At 61.3% G+C, this 17,296-nt stretch carries 13 protein-coding genes; 9 read left to right on the forward strand and 4 right to left on the reverse strand.

What is annotated here, in order from left to right; translation table 11 throughout:
* The first annotated feature begins 131 nt into the window (after positions 1 to 131).
* Together xsc and phnX are read left to right on the forward strand one after the other, a co-directional pair.
* The gene (gene xsc / locus G7Y52_RS01530) at positions 132 to 1,871 is read left to right on the forward strand and encodes a sulfoacetaldehyde acetyltransferase (RefSeq protein WP_165064996.1); all 1,740 of its coding nucleotides are present in this window, start codon (positions 132 to 134) and stop codon (positions 1,869 to 1,871) included.
* A 126-nt stretch (positions 1,872 to 1,997) separates the two neighbouring features.
* Complete coding sequence (phnX, locus tag G7Y52_RS01535) at positions 1,998 to 2,831, forward strand: phosphonoacetaldehyde hydrolase (RefSeq protein ID WP_165064998.1); 834 nt, start codon at positions 1,998 to 2,000, stop codon at positions 2,829 to 2,831.
* An 87-nt stretch (positions 2,832 to 2,918) separates the two neighbouring features.
* Here the strand turns inward: phnX and G7Y52_RS01540 are convergent, their stop codons facing one another.
* Positions 2,919 to 4,301 (reverse strand): sigma 54-interacting transcriptional regulator, encoded by a 1,383-nt coding sequence (locus G7Y52_RS01540; protein WP_165065001.1) that lies wholly within the window; start codon positions 4,299 to 4,301, stop codon positions 2,919 to 2,921.
* 389 nt (positions 4,302 to 4,690) lie between these two features.
* Between G7Y52_RS01540 and G7Y52_RS01545 the strand changes: the two genes are divergently transcribed.
* The 3 genes from G7Y52_RS01545 to ybaK all read left to right on the forward strand — a co-directional run bounded on the left by G7Y52_RS01545 (position 4,691) and on the right by ybaK (position 9,088).
* Complete coding sequence (locus tag G7Y52_RS01545) at positions 4,691 to 5,914, forward strand: GGDEF domain-containing protein (RefSeq protein ID WP_165065004.1); 1,224 nt, start codon at positions 4,691 to 4,693, stop codon at positions 5,912 to 5,914.
* Between the two features lie 285 nt (positions 5,915 to 6,199).
* A complete protein-coding gene (katE, locus tag G7Y52_RS01550) occupies positions 6,200 to 8,449 on the forward strand; it encodes a catalase HPII (protein WP_165065007.1) in 2,250 nt (749 codons plus the stop codon).
* Between the two features lie 138 nt (positions 8,450 to 8,587).
* A complete protein-coding gene (gene ybaK / locus G7Y52_RS01555; RefSeq protein WP_165065010.1) occupies positions 8,588 to 9,088 on the forward strand; it encodes a Cys-tRNA(Pro) deacylase in 501 nt (166 codons plus the stop codon).
* Between the two features lie 15 nt (positions 9,089 to 9,103).
* Here the strand turns inward: ybaK and G7Y52_RS01560 are convergent, their stop codons facing one another.
* Entirely contained in the window at positions 9,104 to 9,961 is an 858-nt protein-coding gene (locus tag G7Y52_RS01560; RefSeq protein WP_165065012.1) for an aldo/keto reductase, read from the reverse strand.
* 498 nt (positions 9,962 to 10,459) lie between these two features.
* On the opposite strand from G7Y52_RS01560, the gene G7Y52_RS01565 reads away from it, so the two are divergent.
* Genes G7Y52_RS01565 through G7Y52_RS01575 form a run of 3 tightly spaced genes read left to right on the forward strand, consistent with a single transcriptional unit; the run spans position 10,460 to position 13,224 of the window.
* On the forward strand, positions 10,460 to 11,419 hold the full coding sequence (locus G7Y52_RS01565; RefSeq protein WP_165065015.1) for a metal ABC transporter substrate-binding protein: 960 nt from the start codon (positions 10,460 to 10,462) through the stop codon (positions 11,417 to 11,419).
* Positions 11,394 to 12,368 (forward strand): metal ABC transporter ATP-binding protein, encoded by a 975-nt coding sequence (locus G7Y52_RS01570; protein ID WP_241159554.1) that lies wholly within the window; start codon positions 11,394 to 11,396, stop codon positions 12,366 to 12,368. Before G7Y52_RS01565 ends, G7Y52_RS01570 begins: the two co-directional genes overlap by 26 nt.
* Positions 12,361 to 13,224: a metal ABC transporter permease gene (locus tag G7Y52_RS01575; protein ID WP_165065016.1), complete on the forward strand. Its 864-nt coding sequence runs from the start codon at positions 12,361 to 12,363 to the stop codon at positions 13,222 to 13,224. The genes G7Y52_RS01570 and G7Y52_RS01575 overlap by 8 nt, the downstream gene beginning before the upstream one ends.
* A 41-nt stretch (positions 13,225 to 13,265) precedes the next feature.
* Here the strand turns inward: G7Y52_RS01575 and G7Y52_RS01580 are convergent, their stop codons facing one another.
* Both G7Y52_RS01580 and cfa read right to left on the reverse strand, forming a co-directional pair.
* A complete protein-coding gene (locus G7Y52_RS01580) occupies positions 13,266 to 14,624 on the reverse strand; it encodes an MATE family efflux transporter (protein WP_165065019.1) in 1,359 nt (452 codons plus the stop codon).
* 107 nt (positions 14,625 to 14,731) lie between these two features.
* Positions 14,732 to 15,856: a cyclopropane fatty acyl phospholipid synthase gene (gene cfa, locus G7Y52_RS01585; RefSeq protein WP_165065022.1), complete on the reverse strand. Its 1,125-nt coding sequence runs from the start codon at positions 15,854 to 15,856 to the stop codon at positions 14,732 to 14,734.
* 357 nt (positions 15,857 to 16,213) lie between these two features.
* Here cfa and rfbB point away from each other — a divergent pair, with 357 nt between their 5' ends.
* The gene (gene rfbB, locus G7Y52_RS01590) at positions 16,214 to 17,293 is read left to right on the forward strand and encodes a dTDP-glucose 4,6-dehydratase (protein ID WP_165065025.1); all 1,080 of its coding nucleotides are present in this window, start codon (positions 16,214 to 16,216) and stop codon (positions 17,291 to 17,293) included.
* Positions 17,294 to 17,296 lie beyond the last annotated feature (3 nt).

The following is a 17,296-nucleotide window of genomic DNA, read 5'->3' on the forward strand; positions in this document are numbered from 1 at the left end:
GCTTCATTGAGGCTCCGCGGGCTGCCCCAATGCCCTTTGCCGCCTTGAGCGCCGTGACGGCGCGGGCCGGCTGAAGGCGGGGCGACCGCGGGACAATCATCACCCAACAGCGCGCAAGCAAAGGAGCAACTATGCCTAAAATGACCCCCAGCGAGGCCATGGCCGAAGTCCTCGTGGAAGAAGGCGTCAAACATGTCAGCGGCATTCTCGGATCCGCGTACATGGATCTGCTTGACCTCTTCCCCGCCGCGGGCATTGATTTCATCTCCGTGCGTCACGAGCAGACCGCCGGTCACATGGAAGACGCCTTCACCCGCATGACCGGCCGCTGCGGCGTGGTCATCGGCCAGAACGGCCCCGGCATCACCAACTATGCGACCGCCGTGGCCACCGCCAACATGGCCCACACCCCGATGATCATCATCTCCCCCAGCGCGGGCTCCGCGTCCGTGGGCTGGGACGGCTTTCAGGAATGTGACACGTGGAACCTGTTCAAGCCGATCACCAAGGCTTCCCTGCGCATTCCGCATCCCAAACGCGCGGCCGACGTGCTGCGCACCGGCTTCCGCACGGCCTACGCCCTGCGCGGCCCGGTGCTGGTCGACATCCCCCGCGACTACTTCTACGGCGAGCTGGATGAAGAAATCCTGAAGCCCTCTCAATACCGCGTGGCCCCCGGCGGCATCGGCAATCCGGAGCAGTTCAAGCATGCCGTTGAAGTGCTCAAATCCGCCAAGCGCCCGGTGATCGTCTCCGGTCGCGGCGCTGTGGACGCGGACTGCGTGGACGTGGTCAAGGCCCTGGCCGAGCATATTGCCGCGCCCGTGGCCTGCAGCTACCTGCACAATGACGCCTTCCCGGCGGATCATCCGCTGTGGTGCGGCCCCATCGGCTACATGGGCTCCCATGCCGCCATGCGCATCATGGAAAAGGCCGACGTGATCCTGGCCATCGGCAGCCGCCTGTCCTATTTCGGCACCCTGCCCCAGGACGGCATCAACTACTTCCCCAAGACGGCCAAAATCGTCCAGATCGACATCAACCCCCTGCATATCGCCAAGACCCACCCGATCACCGTGGGCCTGTGCGCGGACGCCAAGGACGCTTCCCAGGAGCTGTACAAGCAGTTGCGCGAGGCCATGCCCAAGCGCGACATCACCGAAGCGGCCAACATGGTCAAGGAAGAGCTGGACAAGTGGCACAAGGAAATCGACGCGATCGCCAACGAGCCGGTGATGGAAGGCCGCATGCATCCCCGCAAGGCTCTGGAAGTGGTGGGCAAGTTCATTTATGACAATGACGCCATTGCCACCACGGACATCGGCAACACCTCCTCCACGGCCAACAGCTATCTGCGCTTCCGCCATCCCAAACGCGACATCGCCACCCTGACCTTCGGCAACACCGGCTTTGCCTACCAGGCCGCCCTGGGCGCGCAGCTCGCCTGCCCGGACAAGCCGGTGGTCTCCATTGCCGGCGACGGCGCCTGGGGCATGAGCCTCTTTGAAGTGCCCACGGCCTGCCAGTTCAACCTGCCGGTCATTGCCACGGTGTACAACAACGGCGCCTGGTGCGCGGAAAAGAAAAACCAGGTGGACTTCTATAACAACCGTTTCGTGGGCGCGGACATCTGGTCCAAGTCCTACGCCAAGATCGCCGAATCCATGGGCGCGGACGGCTACACCGTCAACACCCAGGCCGATCTGGCCAATGCCTTGGAAACGGCCAAAAACAACCGCCGCCCGGCAGTCATTGAAATCATGACCGACGGCACCCGCCTTGCGCCGCCCTTCCGCCGCGACGCTCTGGCGCTGCCCACCCGCTTCCTGCCCAAGTACGAAAAGCTGGACAAGAAGTACTTCTCCAAGTAAGTAAGAGATCGTACGGCCCCGTCAAACATTCTGGCGGGGCCGTCTTGCATTCTTTTTCCGGCGCGCCGCCCGGGCATTGCCGCCTGCCCCGGCAGCGGAAAATGCTCTAAGGATAAAGGATATGCCATGAAGCCTTTTTTGCGTCGCACAGCATATACGGGGCCGGTGCAGGCCGTGATTCTGGATTGGGCGGGCACGGCCGTGGATCACGGTTGCCGGGGGCCGGTGGCAGTGTTCTCCCGCGCCTTTGAGCGCTACGGCATTACGCCGGAAGTGGCCGAAGTGCGCGCGCCCATGGGCCGGGAAAAGCGCGAACATGTGCAGGCCATGCTGGCCATGCCCCGCCTGGCCGGGCTTTGGCGCGCGGCGCAACATTCCGCGCCCGACGATGCGGCCACAAATGCCGTTTTCGCCGCGGTGCAGGAACTGATGCCCGAAACCCTGGCCGACTATGCCGCGCCGGTGCCGGGTTGCGTGCAGGCCATTGCCGCCCTGCGCGCCCAAGGGCTTAAAATCGGCTCCTGCACCGGCTACAGCCGGGATATGATGGCGCGCCTTCTGCCGCGCGCCGAGGCCGCCGGGTACAAGCCCGACGCCCTGGTCACGGCGGACGAGGTGCCCCAGGGCCGACCCTGGCCGTGGATGTGCTATCTCAACTGCCAGCGCCTGGGCGTGCACCCGCCGGAAGCCGTGATCAAGGCGGGCGACACCATTGCGGATATTGAGGAAGGCATCAACGCGGGCATGTGGAGCGTGGGCGTGACGCGCACCAGCAACGCCCTGGGCCTGACCGCGCAAGAAGCCGCGGCCCTGCCCGCGGAGGAACTTTGCCGCCGCGAGCAAGAACTGGGCCGCGCCTTTCTGGACGCGGGCGCGCACTATGTGCTCTCAAGCATCGCGGATTTGCCCGGCCTTGTGGATCAGGTCAATGCGCGCCTGGCGCGCGGGGAACGGCCGTAAGGGATCTTCACCGCAAAACGCGCGTTTCACGGTCAATCTGCTCCAGCCTCCGGGCGCGTGGATCGCCCGCGCCGGGAGGCTTGCGGCTCATGCGCGGCGGCTGATGCCGTATTTGCGCAACTTCTCGTACAGGGTGGCGCGCGCGATATGCAGGGCTTTGGCCGTGCGGGTCACATTGCCCTTGTGCTCGGCCAGGCTTTTTTTGATGACCACGGCCTCGGCGTCGGCCATGATCCCGCCGAGATCGCTGGCCGAGCCCACGGCGCGCAGGGGCAGATCGGCGCCGGGCAGAGTGTCCGGCGGAAAGTCCTCCACCTCAATGACCTCGCCCTGGCGCACGGTGGCCGCATGCACCACGGCATTGTGCAACTGGCGCACATTGCCCGGCCAGGAAAAAGCGCGCATGGCGGCCTCGGCCGCGGGGCTGAAAAGCACATGCTCCAGCCCCATGCGCGAAAGAAAATAGCGGGCAATGGGCAGGATGTCGTCGGCCCGTTCCTTGAGCGGCGGTATTTCCAGCACAAAGGTATTGATGCGGTAGTAGAGATCCTCGCGGAAGGAGCCCGCGCGCAGCATGGCCGCGATGTTGCGGTTTGTGGCCGCCACCAGGCGAAAATCCACGCTTTTGGCGTTGACCGAGCCCACCCGGCAGATGCTGCGGGTTTCCAGCACGCGCAGGAGCTTGGCCTGGATCTGCGGCGGCATTTCGCCGATTTCGTCCAGAAAGAGCGTGCCCTTGTCAGCCAGTTCGATCTGGCCGATCTTGCCGTCCTGATGCGCGCCGGAAAATGCCCCGCGCGCATAGCCGAAGAGCTCGGATTCAAAGAGATCCTTGGGAATGGCCGCGCAGTTGATGCTGACCAGCGGGCCTTCGGTTCGCGGGCTTGCGGCGTGCAGGGCATGGGCGAAGAGCTCCTTGCCCGCGCCCGTGGCCCCCAGAATCAGCACCGGGGCATCCAGGCGCGCGTAGCTGACCACCTGTTGCTTGAGGCGGCGCATGGGCGCGCTGTCGCCCAGAATGCTGGCCAGCGTATATTGCGGGGAAAGGCTGGCCTTGAAGCGCCTTTTATACTGGTTGAGCTTATGCCCGAGATGCTCGATTTTGGCGGAAAGTTTTTTCAACTCTTCGGGATCATTAAAAATCGCCTGAGAGACCATGCCGATCAAGCGGCCCTGGCCGTCGCGCACGGGGAGGCGGTTGACGACCAGAGGCACGGCATTGCCCGGCGCGATCTGGCAGAGCTCGCCCATCTCGGGCCGCCCGTCGCGCAACACAATGGCCGCGCGTGAATGGGGGATGACCTTTGTGATGTCCTGGCCCAGCAAATCCTCGGGCCGCTGCCCCAGCAGATCGGCATAGGCCCTGTTCACAAAACGGATGACGTAATCCGTGTCGCAGAACAGCACGCCCATGGGCAGGCTGTCCAGAATCAGGGAGGTGACCTCGCTGCTTTTTATGACCCGGGACATAAAGGCTCCTCCTGCATATTGCGGAAAACGTCACTCGCCCGCCGGCAAGTATATCGTCGGGCGCGGCGTGAGGCAACAGCTTTGCCGCCGCGGGCCAGGGCTGACGCAGCGTATGCGGCAGCCCTGGCGGCGATGCGACAGCCTCGCCCGGAGCCGCAGGCTTCGTGGAAGCGAAGTGCGGCTCCGCCGCCGAAGCATCTCTTACCCGCGTTTATGATACCATGACAACGTATTGCACCTCTTGGTTGGATGCGTCTGCCCTGAGGTTTTTATTGAGTAGCCTTGCGCCTTGGTGTATACGGTTTTATGCCTTTTCCGCGTATGGTACGGCAGCAGTGTATTTTTTCCGGACCCGGCGGAGGTTCTTGCAGCAGATAACAGGATACGACATGAAGACCACTTCCCACAGCGCCCCGCTTTCCGGCGCGGAAAGAAGAATCCTCCTGATTGTCACAGTGGCCATCCTGGCGACTGCGGTCTCCATTTTCTGGCTTTTTTATCACTATGTGAGCAATGGCGTGAGCCGCACCGCGCTGGAGAGCTCCGACGCCCTTTTTTCCTATGTGGTGCGCCGTCTCCCGGCCGAAAGCCTGCTTCTTCTCAACAGGCCGGAGGACAACCGGCAGCCGCTGTACAGGGAAGTTCAGGATCTGCTCAAAAGCGTGCGCGATCTCACGTCTGTGCGCTATCTCTATACGACCAAGCTCAACGCCCAGGGCAAGCCCGTCTATGTGGTGGACGGCCTGGAGGAAGACGCCGATGATTTCCGCCACATCGGCGATCTGATCGAGCCCGAGGTCCTTCCTCAACTGCGGATCTGCCTGGGCGGCAAGCCCGCGCACGCGGACAAGGTTCTGCGCACGGACTGGGGCGATATTCTGCCCGCCTGCACGCCCGTCAAAATCAACGGCAAGACCGTGGGCGCAGTGGTCATGGAGTTCGATGCCTCGCTGATCGCCGGAAGCATTCGCAACGCCCTGTCCTACAGCCTGCTCGTTTCCTGCGCGCTGGTTTTGCTGTTCATCTTTGCCACCGCCTGGCTGCTGCGCCGCCTTTCCGTGCCTTTTTACCGCAAGCTGGCCTATACCGATCTGCTGACCGGCATCAACAACCGCAACGCATTTGAGCTGGATGTGAAGCGGATGCGCGAGCACGGCGGCCAGGACGGCATGACCGTGCTGGCCTGCGATCTGGACATGCTGAAAAAAGTCAACGATCTGCGCGGCCATGCCGCCGGGGATGCCTATATCTGCGCCCTGGCCCGCCTGCTGACCGAGCGTTTCAAAGATCGGGGGGAGACCTACCGCATCGGCGGCGACGAATTCGCCACGCTCCTGCCGCATGCGGACAGGCAGGCCCTGGATGATGAAATGCGCGACCTGCGGGCGATCGGCAGCGCCACGCTGGTGGAGAGCTTCCCCCTGCTCTTCGCGTACGGCCTTGCCGTCTTTGATCCCGCGCGCGATACCGATCTGCACAGCACTCTGACCCGGGCCGACTCGCGGATGTATGCGCTCAAGCGGGCTCAGCAACATGCGCGCGCCGAGGCAGAATCCACAGACCGGGAAGCGCGCGGCGGAGGCGCGGCAGTCCCCACGCAGCACAACCTTTGACCAAAACGCGCTCCTGACCCGCGCAGCATGAGCCTGCGCGGCCGCGTGCAGGGGCCCGGCATTTCACAAGGGCTTTACCGGCTCTGTTCCTCTTCTTTTCCGGCTGTCTGCCACAGTGCAAGGCGACCTTTACGCGCCTGCGACTCGCAGGGCATGTCCCTGTGACGGCAAGAGCTGAGCCGAATTCCGTCTGTTGCAAAAAAAGAGCACACGATCTCCTTGCTATTTTAATCATATTGCCTATAATTATATGTAACTCTATTTTTCTATAGCAAGGAGAACCGCATGTCCCATTCCAAAAAAGATCCGCATTCCGCGCCGTTCACGGATTCCACGTCCGCTGAACCGCACTATGACGATATAATCGATAAAAAACTCATCATGACGGAGCCCGCGCCAACGCCGCCCAATAAAGAGCCCATGAACGCGGGCAGCATGAAAACCCCCGACAACGTCACGGCAAAGACCAAAGATCTGGACCTGTTCCGCGTCAATGCCGAAGGCATGGACATGACCACGGAGAGGGGCACGAAAATCTCCAACAATCAAAGCACGTTGGGCGTCGGCACGCGCGGCCCCAAACTTTTTGAGGATTTCATGTATACCGAAAAGCTCGCGCATTTCGACCGCGAGCGCATTCCCGAACGCGTGGTGCATGCCCGGGGTACGGGCGCGCACGGCTATTTTCAGGTATACAAGCCCCTGTCCAAAATTTGCAAAGCGCACTTCCTGAATCACCCTGAGGAGAAAACGCCAGTCTTTGTGCGCTTTTCCGAGGTGCAGGGATTCCGGGGCGTTGCGGATACGGTGCGCGACATCCGCGGCTTTGCCGTCAAATTCTACACCAGGGAAGGCAATCTGGATCTGGTCGGCAACGACACGCCGGTCTTCTTCATTCAGGATCCCATAAAGTTTCCCGATTTCGTCCATGCCCTGAAGCCGGAACCGCACAATGAGGTGCCCCAGGGGCAAAGCGCGCACGATACCTTCTGGGACTATATCTCGCTGCAGCCGGAAACCCTGCACAATACCATGTGGAACATGTCCGACCGGGGCATACCGCGCAGTTACCGCATGATTGAAGGCTTCGGCATCCACAGCTTCCGCATGGTCAATGAAGACGGCCAGAGCTGCTTTGTGCGCTTTCACTGGAAGCCGCTCTACGGCGCCGCCTCCCTGATCTGGGATGAAGCCCAAATGATCATGGGCCGCGACCCGGATTTCCACCGCAAGGATTTATGGCAGGCCATTGAAGCGGGCGACTATCCGGAATGGGAGCTGGGTCTGCAGATTATCCCTGAAGAAGATGTGGACACCTTTGACTTCGACATCCTGGACCCCACCAAATTGATTCCCGAAGCCCTGGTGCCCGTGCAACTCGTGGGCAAGATGACCCTGAACCGCAACCCGGACAACTTTTTCGCGGAAGTCGAGCAGTCGGCCTTCTGCCCGGCGAATATTGTTCCGGGCATTGAGTTTTCGGACGATCCCCTGCTCCAGGGCCGCATTTTCGCCTATGTGGATACCCAGCAACACCGCCTGGGCGGCCCCAACTTCAACGAGCTGCCCATCAACCGCTCGCTGTGCCCGGTGAGGAATCACCATCGCGACGGCTTTCACCGGATGAAGATCGAGCCCGGCGCCAATTACGAGCCCAACTCGATCAGCGGCAACTGGCCGCGTGAAGTGCCCGACGCTCCGGCCGGCGGCGGCTTCAAAACCTGTCCCGAACAGGTGGAGGGCAAAAAAGTCCGGAGGCGCAGCGAATCCTTCGGCGAATACTATGCCCAGCCGCGCCTTTTCTGGCTGAGCCAGACCAGGCCGGAGCAGATGCATATCATCGACGCCTTCAGCTTTGAGCTGAGCAAGGTCATGCGGCCGTACATCCGCGAGCGGGTCGTGGATCTGCTCACGCGCATCGACCCGGATCTGGCCTCGGGCGTGGCCAGAAATCTCGGCATTGAGCTGACCAGGGAGCAGTTGAGCCGCGAACTGCCCAAGCCGGTCAACGGCATTACAAGCGATCCGGCCTTGAGCCTTTACGCGCGGGGCAAGCAAGTGCTCAGATCCCGGAGCGTGGCCCTGCTGATCGCCGACGGCGTGAGCGGCAAATCGGTTGAAGCCATTTGCGCGGCGCTGCAAAAGGAAGGCGTCCACCCGCAATGCTGCGCCCCGCGCATGGGCATGATCAAGACTGCCGAAGGAAAGAAGATCCAGGCCGAGGGCACTTTTCAAACCCACCCCTCGGTGCTGGTGGACGCGGTTCTCGTGCCCGACGGTGATGAAAGCGTGCAGATGCTTATGCGCGACGGCCTTGCCTTGCATTATCTGCGCCAGGCCTTCAAGCACCTCAAGGTTATCGGCTTGCACGGCAAGGCCGGGAACATGCTTGAAGCCGCGGGCCTTGAAAACAGGCAGGATGAAGGCGTCGTAACCGCGGGCAAGGCTCAGGAGCTTATGCAGGCCTTCCTGAAAGGCATGAGCAAGCACCGGGTTTGGGCCCGTGAAGCCGCATTGGGAGACTTTGCGGCTTGACCTCGCGCACTAGAGCAGATTACTTTTGACTTTTTATAAAAGTCAAAGGTAATCTGCTCTAGCTAAACGCTCTGACCTGCTTGGTGAGCTGCTTCTATTTTCAAAATGTGTGAAGCTTTCCGTACGTTATCCTCGCCCATGAGCATTTCAGCCGCCAAAATTTCCAAGACCAACGCTGCCCGTCTGCTTGAAAAAATGGGCATTGCCTTCAACCTGCATCACGTAGACGTGGATGAAAAGGATCTTTCCGCCGTGAGCATGGCGCGCGCTCTGGGCGCGGCGCCGGAATGCGTGTTTAAAACGCTGGTCGCCAGAGGCGACAAAACAGGGGTGCTGATGGCCTGCATCCCGGCGGCGGCCGAACTGGATCTCAAGGCTTTGGCCCAGGCTTCCGGCAACAAGCATGCGGAAATGGTCCGCCTCAAGGATGTGCTGCCCCTCACCGGCTATCGACGCGGCGGCTGTTCCCCGTTGGGCGCAAAAAAAGCCTATCCCGTCTTTGTGGATCACAGCGCCTCTGCCTGCGAGCGCATCTATGTAAGCGCGGGCGCGCGCGGCCTGCAGCTTTTTCTCAAACCCGACGATCTGTTGCGCGCGGTCAACGGGCGCTATGCGTTTCTGGCCCGTGCGCCCGTGTGAGGCCTGGCCCGAAGTTCATGAATCTTTCCTGCTCTGCACAGGCGGGTAACAAAGCGGATCCGGCCCCATTCTGCCCCGGCCTTCAGGCAGTTCAAGCCCGTCCAACGCCGCGATTTGCGCCGCATCCAGGCTGAAATCGAAAACATCGGCGTTCTCTCTGATCCGCTCGGCATGCACGGACTTGGGAATGGGCAGCAGGCCCTTTTCCAGATGCCAGCGCAGGACGATCTGAGCCGGTGTCTTATGGAGATCCGCGGCCAGGCTTTGCACCATCGGATGTTCCAGATCCCTGCCTCTGCCCAGCGGGCTCCAGGAAATGACCCGGATGCCGCGATCGGCGCAAAAACGGCACAATGCGGACTGCGTGAAAAAAGGATGGATTTCAATCTGATTCAGAGCAGGCCAGAAGCCGAAATTCTCCTGCAACGGAATCAGATGCTCGGCCAGAAAATTGGAAACGCCCGGCACACGGATCTTGCCTTGCTCCTGCAAGCGCAGCAGGGCCTCAAAAACGCGCAGGCGGCGGGAAACGTCCATGCCCGGCCAGTGCAGCAGACAGCCGTCCAGGTACTCAAGACCCAAAAGCCTGAGGCTCTGCTCCAAAGCCCGCGCCGGAGCTCCGAAATCCGAAGGCCAGATTTTGGAGAGCACAAAAAGCTCTTCTCGGGGAATCCCGCAGGCGTGCAGGGCCCGGCCCACAATATCTTCATTTCGGTAATAGGCGGCCGTATCAATGTAGCGGTATCCGCAGGCCACGGCTTCGCGCACGGCCAGAGCCAGCTCATGACCCGAGGCCTTGTAGCAGCCGAAGCCGTAGCCGGGCATGCTCTGGCCGTTGTTGAGAGGCAGTGTGTCGGAAATGGCGCTGATCATGGCATGCTCCTGATTGCCGCAAATATTTACTTGTCCCGAGGCCTGTTGCCGGCGTCTGCCCCCGGCGCGCAATGCCGGGCCGGGCAAAGCCTGCATGGATACTACTGTCGCGGCGCGCTTGAGGCAAGCCCTCTCGCCGCTCCCTACAGGGCTGACGCATAAGATGCGCCTGTCCTGCCTCTCGCGAACTCTGCCTCGCGCACGGTCGGCCCTGGCAGCAGGCCAACGTATGTGCCGCGCTGAACTCTCTCCGTTGCGCATGTCCTGACGCATTTGTTCAAGCGGCGTCCGGCTGAAGACTGCTTGCGCGTCCGTTTTGGCGGTCTGCGGGTCAGAGGCATGACTGTAGCGGAATTTTTACGCAACGGCTCACACGGCCTGCAACAGCCCGGTACGGTTTGCCGCAGCAAGAGTGCGGACAGGCCGCGCCTTGACAGCCCTCAACGAGCGTCGTAACAAAATTACATTACGAGAAATCAAAAAAACGGAACAGACAGCATGCAGACCACATTTTCCGTGCGCTGCCGCGCATGCCTGACCATGATCCTGGCCGGGCTTTTTTTCAGCCTGCTTTTTCCGGCAGGCGGCAAGGCCGGGCCACTGGGCCAGCCCGCCGAGCTGCGCGTGCTGGCCACGACCTTTCCCGTCTATCTTTTTACCCGCAACGTGGCTCACAGCCGCCCTTATGTCCATGTGGAACTGCTGATCCCGGCTCCGCGCGGCTGCCCCCATGATTACAGTCTGACTCCCCGGGATATGCAGAAGCTGGATCAGGCGCAGGTGCTGGTGATCAACGGCCTTGGCCTGGAGGATTTTCTGGGCGCGCCGCTGCAAAAAAACAATTCCCTGCGCGTCATCGACAGCAGCGCTGGCATTGCGCCGCTGTCCCTGCCCCCAGGCGCGCAGGCGCACGTGCACGGGAAACACAATCATAACGATGTGAACCCCCACCTTTTTGCCAGTCCTCAACAGGCTGCGGCCATGACGTATACTATCGCCAACGGCCTGGCGCGCATTGACCCCGCGGGAGCCGCAGCCTACCGCGCCGCGGCCGAGGCCTATGCCGCGCGCCTGCTGTCCCTGGGCAGACGCCTGCACATGCTGGGCATCTGCGCCCCGCGCAAGGGCATTGTGCTCCAGCACGACGCCCTGGCCTATCTGGCGCATGACGCGGGCCTGGACGTCATGGCCGTGATTCAGGAAAGCGAGGATATGCAGCCTTCAGCGGCACGGCTGATCGCGCTTGCGAAGCTGATCCGGCAGGAAAAGCCCGTGCTGATCGCCGGCGAGCCGCAATATTCGGACAAGCCCGCGCTTGCGCTTTCCCGGGAAACCGGCGTGCCCACGGCCCTGCTCGACCCTGTGGCTTCGGGCCCGGCCGATGCCCCCCTGGATTATTACGAAACCGTGATGTCCGCCAATTGCCGAACCCTTGAGCACTACTTTGATCCGCGCTGAAGCCCCGGGCCCGGCCGTGCGCTTTGAGCATGTGAGCGTGCGCCGCGGCCAAAAACAGATCCTTGAGGATGTCTGCGCCGAAGTGCCGCGCGGCGGCAGCACCGTGCTGGTGGGCCCCAACGGCGCGGGCAAGACCACCTTGCTGCTGTGCCTGATCGGCGAGAGTACGCACACGGGGAGCATTTGCCGCTTCACGCGGGGCAAAACCGGCGCGGCGCCGCGCCTGGGATATGTGCCGCAGCAACTGTATATGGATCACAGCCTGCCGCTGCTGGTCAGTGAATTTCTGGCCCTGGGCCGCCGACGCAGCCCGCTCTGGCTGGGTCTGCGCCGGAATGAGCGGGCGCGCAACCGCGGCTTGCTGGAGCTTGTGCGGGCCGGTCATCTTGCGGATCGCCGTGTGGGCGATCTTTCCGGCGGCGAATTGCGCAGAGTGCTGCTGGCCGCGGCTCTGGCCCGCGAGCCGGATCTGCTGGTGCTTGACGAACCGGCTGCGGGCGTGGATGTGCACGGAGAACGCCTCTTATGGGAAGTGCTGGACGCGGCCCGGCGGGAACAGGGCTTTACGCAGCTCATGGTCAGTCACAATCTCCCCCTGGCCGCGCATTACGCCACCCATGTCATCTGCCTGGACAAGCGCGTGCTCGCGCAGGGGCCGCCGCGTTCCACGCTGACCTCAGCCGCTCTGCTGCAACTCTTCGGCGTGCCCATTCATCTTTACCCGGATCAGTGCGGCGTCGGCGATCCGCCCTGCCCGCAATGCGGGGCCCTTGGCGGAGCGGATCATGTAGCGCAGAATTCCTTGCAGCAAGCCGCGCCCTGCCTGGGCTGCGCCGCTTTTGCGGCGCCAGGCCCGGCAAAGGCGGCCACCGGCGCCAGGCCCTCTGCCACAGCAGCCGCAGACGGATCACAGCCGGACCTTGCGCCCAGGGGAAAAGCCCATGTTTGATTTTTCCCCGGTTTACTCGCTGATCGCCCTCCTGCCACTGGACTGCCTGCAAAGCCGCTTCATGCAGCAAGCCTTGCTCGGCCTGCTTTTGCTGACGCCCATGGCTGCGGTGCTGGGCGTGCAGGTGCTTAATTTCCGCATGGCCTTTTTTTCGGACGCCATAGGCCATTCCGCTTTCGCGGGCGTGGCGCTCGGCCTGATCCTGGCCGTGAACCCGCGCCTTTCCATGCCGCTCTTCGGCGTGCTGGTGGGTCTTGCGATCATGGCCGTGCGCCGCAAGAGCAACCTCTCCGCAGACACGGTCATCGGCATCGTCTTTTCCGCGGTGGTGGCTTTCGGGCTGGCGGTGGTCAGCCGCTTCCACGGCGTGGCCCGCGACATGCAGCAATTCCTGTACGGGGATATTTTAACGATCAGTGAGACCGAGATTACTTTTCTGGCCCTGCTTTTTCCGGCCCTGATGCTTTTTCAGGCCGCGGGCTATAACCGGCTGCTGCAAATCGCGCTGCATCCGGTCACGGCAAAGGCGCATGGCGTGCGCGTGGCCCTCTGGCAATACCTTTTCGCCGGGCTGCTGGCGCTGGTGGTGATGTTCTCGGTCCGGGCCGTGGGCGTGCTTCTGGTCACGGCCATGCTGATCGTCCCGGCGGCCACGGCCCGCAACCTGGCGCGGACGGCCGGCGGCATGTTCTGGTGGGCCCTGCTGGTGGGCCTCAGTTCCGGCTTTGCAGGGCTTACGCTCTCGGCTCAGGACTGGCTTGCCACTTCCAGCGGGGCCACTGTCATCCTGGCAGCCTGCGCCTGGTTCGCGCTCAGCGCCGCGCTGGCGGCCCTTCGCGGACATCGGCGGAATTGACCGGCCCTTCTGCGGCGTCTGAATCCGGGCCCAAACATCTTTTATGCGGGTGACTCAAGCGGCGGCAGGCCCTGACGGCTCAAGCGGCGCATGGTGGCATAATAGGCGATGCCCAGCGGCAGCGCCGCGCCGATCCAGGCCAGAGGATTGGCCAGGCATACGCCGTTAAAGCCCCACCACACGGCCAGCACAACCGCGGCCAGAGCCCGCATAAGCAGTTCCATGACGCCCGCCAGGGTGGGCACAAGGCTCTGCCCCAGGCCTTGCAGCGTATTGCGATAGATGAACAGCAGGGCCAGCGCCCAGTACATGCTGCCGTTGACCAGCAGATACGTCCGCCCCATTTCAATGACCCTGCTCTGCCCGTCGCCCACAAAAAGCGCGATCAGATAATGCCCGCCCATGATGTTGGCCGTTGCGATAAGGATGCTGAACCCCACGGACATCAGACAGCATTGGCGCACGCCCAGTCTGATCCGTTCCAGATCGCGCGCGCCGTAGTTCTGCCCGGTATAGGTCGCCATGGCCAGGCCAAAGGACATCATGGGCAGCACGGCCACCATGTCGATTTTCTGCGCGGCGGTATACGCGGCCACGGCCAAAGGCCCAAGGCTGTTCAAGGCTGCCTGCAGAATGATTGCGCCCACGGCGATCACGGACATCTGAAACCCCATCGGCAAACCGATATACAGGGGCTTCCAGAAATCCTTGAAGCCGAGCTTCCAATCTTTGGCATGAGGGCGCAGCATGGGCAGTTTTTTGATGATGTAGCCCGCGCACAGCACGCCCGCCACGATCTGGGCCAGCACAGTGGCCCAGGCCGCTCCGGCCACTCCCATTTTGAAATAAAGGATAAACAAGAAATCCAAAATAATATTCAGGATGCAGGCGATGATCAGAAAACAGAGCGGCGTCCTGGTATCGCCCAGGGCCATGATCATGTTTGAAAGCAGGTTGAAAAGCACGCCCGCGCCGATGCCCCACGAAAGGACGATAATATATCTGCAGGCGTCTTCCATGATTTCCGGCGGCGTGAACATAAGCTTGAGAACCGCGCGCGAAAAGAGCACGCCACAGACCGTAAGGATGACCGCGGCAAGAGCGCTCAAGATAATGCCCGCGCAAAAGCTGCGCCGCACGCCGACTTTGTTGCGCGCGCCGTAAAACTGGGCCGTGACGATGGAAAAGCCGGATGTCATGCCCATCAAAAAGCCGACGATCAAAAAAAGCAGACCGCCGGTGCTGCCCACGGCCGCCAAGGCCGTGACGCCAATGGTCCGGCCGACTATCAGCGTGTCGGCCATATTGTAGATCTGCTGAAACAAATTGCCTATGAAGAGCGGCAAAGCGAAGAGAAAAATCAGCTTTGCCGGATTGCCCTGGGTCAGATTTTTCGCCATAGATATCGTCGCAAAAAGCAGATCCGCCGCCACGGAAAAGGAAAATATCAGCTTTGCCCAGGCCCCGGCGTGGCAGTCTGCCGTGAGTGATTGTCCTGTGTTGCCTTTCAGGCCCGGCCCGCGAGCTCGGGTCGCGCATAGCCGCCCGCAACGCCGCCGGGGCTGAGCATAATCTGCCACAACTGCAGATCCCTGGCGCGAAAGGCCCCGGCGCAGCTCAACAGATAATACCGAAACATGCGGAAGACGGTCTCGGAGCAGGTAAATCTGCCCTGCTCGCGTCCACGGCTGAAATTCCGCTCCCAGGCCATCAGGGTTTTGTCGTAGTCGGCCCCGAAGTTATGCCAGTCTTCCATGATGAAGCGTCCGGATATGGCCTCGCCAATCTGGGCAATGCTGGGCAGGATGCCGTTTTTGAAAATATACTTTTCGATCCAGGGGTCAACGGACAACGTTTTTTTATTGGAACCAATGGTATGCAGCAAAAAGAGGCCGTCCTTCTCCAGCAGCCTGCGGGCAGTCTCCATGAAGACAGCATAGTTTTTATGCCCCACATGCTCGAACATGCCCACTGAGACAATGCGATCATATTTGCCGGACAGCGAACGGTAGTCCTCCAAAAGCCATTCCGCATCCAGGCCCTCACTGTGGGCTTGCGCATAGGCGGCCTGGGCTTTGGAAACCGTGATGCCTGTCACATGAACGCCGTAATGCGCTGCCATATAGCGCCCGAGACCACCCCAGCCGCAGCCGATGTCGAGCACGCGCATGCCCGGCCGCAGGCCCAGTTTGCGACAGATCATCTCCATCTTGTTTTGCTGGGCCTGCTCCAGATTTTCGGCGCCTTTCCAATACCCGCAACTGTATTGCATGCCCGGGTCAAGCATGGCCACAAAAACATCGTTGCCGAAATCATAGTGGCCCACGGCCACCATGCGGGCGCGCGCCACGCTTTGCAGATTGCGCAGGCGATACGCGACAATGCCGAGCAGAACCGGCAGATTCAGACGGAAATGTTTTTCCAGCTGACCGTGGATGACCCTGTAAAAAAACTGATCCAGGGCTTCGCAGTCCCACCAGCCTTCCATATAGGCCTCACCGAGCCCCAGACTGCCCTGACGGATGACCCTGGAAAAAAGACGATCATCGTGAATCTGAATATCCGAGGGGCGAGAGCCGTTAATCCGCACATCGATCCTGGCCAGCATCTCTTTGATGACCGACTCTGTCATGGGTATTCTACTCCACTTCTGACTTTTATTTATTTTTTCCGCCACTGAGCAGCGTCAAAAAAATGCCGTTTAACCCCCGGGGGCGCGTCGCATATCAGAGCGCCACGGCATTTCATAGATTATGTTTTACTTTTTTTGACTTATCCCCAACAAGGCAAGATGACAAGTGGATACCCGGAGCCCTACAGCATAGGGCCTTAACCATCGACTGCATTGCTGCCCATGTCGCACTGCTTTCCCTTCCCTTGCCCGGGGGCGCAAAGAAGCAAACTTTGCGCTGCGGAACAAATTTTGCTAATATAGTAAAAAATCAAAAAATGCTGAAAAAGCCTCCTTGCAACACAACAGGGTACGTGAATGACGCACACTCTTCTGGTCACGGGCGGCGCGGGCTTCATCGGCTCGGCCGTGGTTCGCGAGGTGCTGTTGGCGAGCGCATGGCGCGTCGTCAACGTGGACAAGCTCACCTATTCCGGCAATCCGGCGTCTTTGGCTGATGTGGCCGATAATCCGCGCTACCACTTCATACACGCGGACATTGCAGATCCCGCGGCCATGCGCGCCGCCTTTGAGGTTTTCAAGCCTGCCGCCGTCATGCATCTGGCGGCCGAAAGCCATGTGGATCGGTCCATCGACAACCCGGCCGCCTTTCTGGAGACTAATGTGCGGGGCACGTTCGTGCTGCTGGAAGAAGCGCGCCGCTACTGGAAAGGCCTGAAAACCGCGGAGCCGCAAAAAGCCCGTGATTTCCGCTTTCATCACATTTCCACGGATGAAGTTTTCGGAGATCTCGCAGAGACGCAAACCGCTTTCTCCGAGAGCACGCCGTATGCCCCGAGCTCGCCCTATTCCGCGAGCAAGGCCGCATCCGATCATCTGGTCCGGGCCTGGCAGCGCACCTACGGTCTGCCCACCCTGGTGACCAATTGCTCCAATAACTACGGGCCGCGCCAATTCCCGGAAAAACTTATCCCGCTGACGATTCTCAATGCCCTGGCCGGGCGCGATCTGCCCATCTATGGCGACGGCCGTCAGGTACGCGACTGGCTCTTTGTGGAGGATCATGTGCGCGCGCTTTTGCTTGTGCTGGCGCACGGCCGGGAGGGCGAGACCTACGCTGTGGGCGGACATTGCGAAAAACAAAATGTGGAGGTGGTGCGCGCCGTTTGCGAGATACTGGAGGAGTTGGCGCCGCAAAAACCCGCCGGTCTCGGCAGGTATGCGGATTTGATCCGTTTTGTGCGTGATCGTCCGGGTCACGACGGACGCTACGCCATTGACGCCGCAAAAATCAGAAAGGAGCTGGGCTGGCGGCCGCGGGAGGATTTTGCATCCGGCCTGCGCAAAACCGTGCGCTGGTACCTTGAAAACAAAGCCTGGTGGCAGCCCATTCTTGACGGCACATACCGTTGCCAACGGCTGGGCGTCGCCGTCTGAGGT

Origin of the sequence: Desulfovibrio sp. ZJ200 (genome assembly GCF_011039095.1) — a bacterium.
Lineage (GTDB): Bacteria > Desulfobacterota > Desulfovibrionia > Desulfovibrionales > Desulfovibrionaceae > Desulfovibrio.

Excerpts from the sequence above, each read along its gene's own strand:
- xsc (WP_165064996.1), top strand. The coding sequence starts at position 132 with ATGCCTAAAATGACCCCCAGCGAGGCCATGGCCGAAGTCCTCGTGGAA.
- phnX (WP_165064998.1), top strand. The coding sequence starts at position 1,998 with ATGAAGCCTTTTTTGCGTCGCACAGCATATACGGGGCCGGTGCAGGCC.
- G7Y52_RS01540 (WP_165065001.1), bottom strand. The coding sequence starts at position 4,301 with ATGTCCCGGGTCATAAAAAGCAGCGAGGTCACCTCCCTGATTCTGGAC.
- G7Y52_RS01545 (WP_165065004.1), top strand. The coding sequence starts at position 4,691 with ATGAAGACCACTTCCCACAGCGCCCCGCTTTCCGGCGCGGAAAGAAGA.
- katE (WP_165065007.1), top strand. The coding sequence starts at position 6,200 with ATGTCCCATTCCAAAAAAGATCCGCATTCCGCGCCGTTCACGGATTCC.
- ybaK (WP_165065010.1), top strand. The coding sequence starts at position 8,588 with ATGAGCATTTCAGCCGCCAAAATTTCCAAGACCAACGCTGCCCGTCTG.
- G7Y52_RS01560 (WP_165065012.1), bottom strand. The coding sequence starts at position 9,961 with ATGATCAGCGCCATTTCCGACACACTGCCTCTCAACAACGGCCAGAGC.
- G7Y52_RS01565 (WP_165065015.1), top strand. The coding sequence starts at position 10,460 with ATGCAGACCACATTTTCCGTGCGCTGCCGCGCATGCCTGACCATGATC.
- G7Y52_RS01575 (WP_165065016.1), top strand. The coding sequence starts at position 12,361 with ATGTTTGATTTTTCCCCGGTTTACTCGCTGATCGCCCTCCTGCCACTG.
- G7Y52_RS01580 (WP_165065019.1), bottom strand. The coding sequence starts at position 14,624 with ATGGCGAAAAATCTGACCCAGGGCAATCCGGCAAAGCTGATTTTTCTC.
- cfa (WP_165065022.1), bottom strand. The coding sequence starts at position 15,856 with ATGACAGAGTCGGTCATCAAAGAGATGCTGGCCAGGATCGATGTGCGG.
- rfbB (WP_165065025.1), top strand. The coding sequence starts at position 16,214 with ATGACGCACACTCTTCTGGTCACGGGCGGCGCGGGCTTCATCGGCTCG.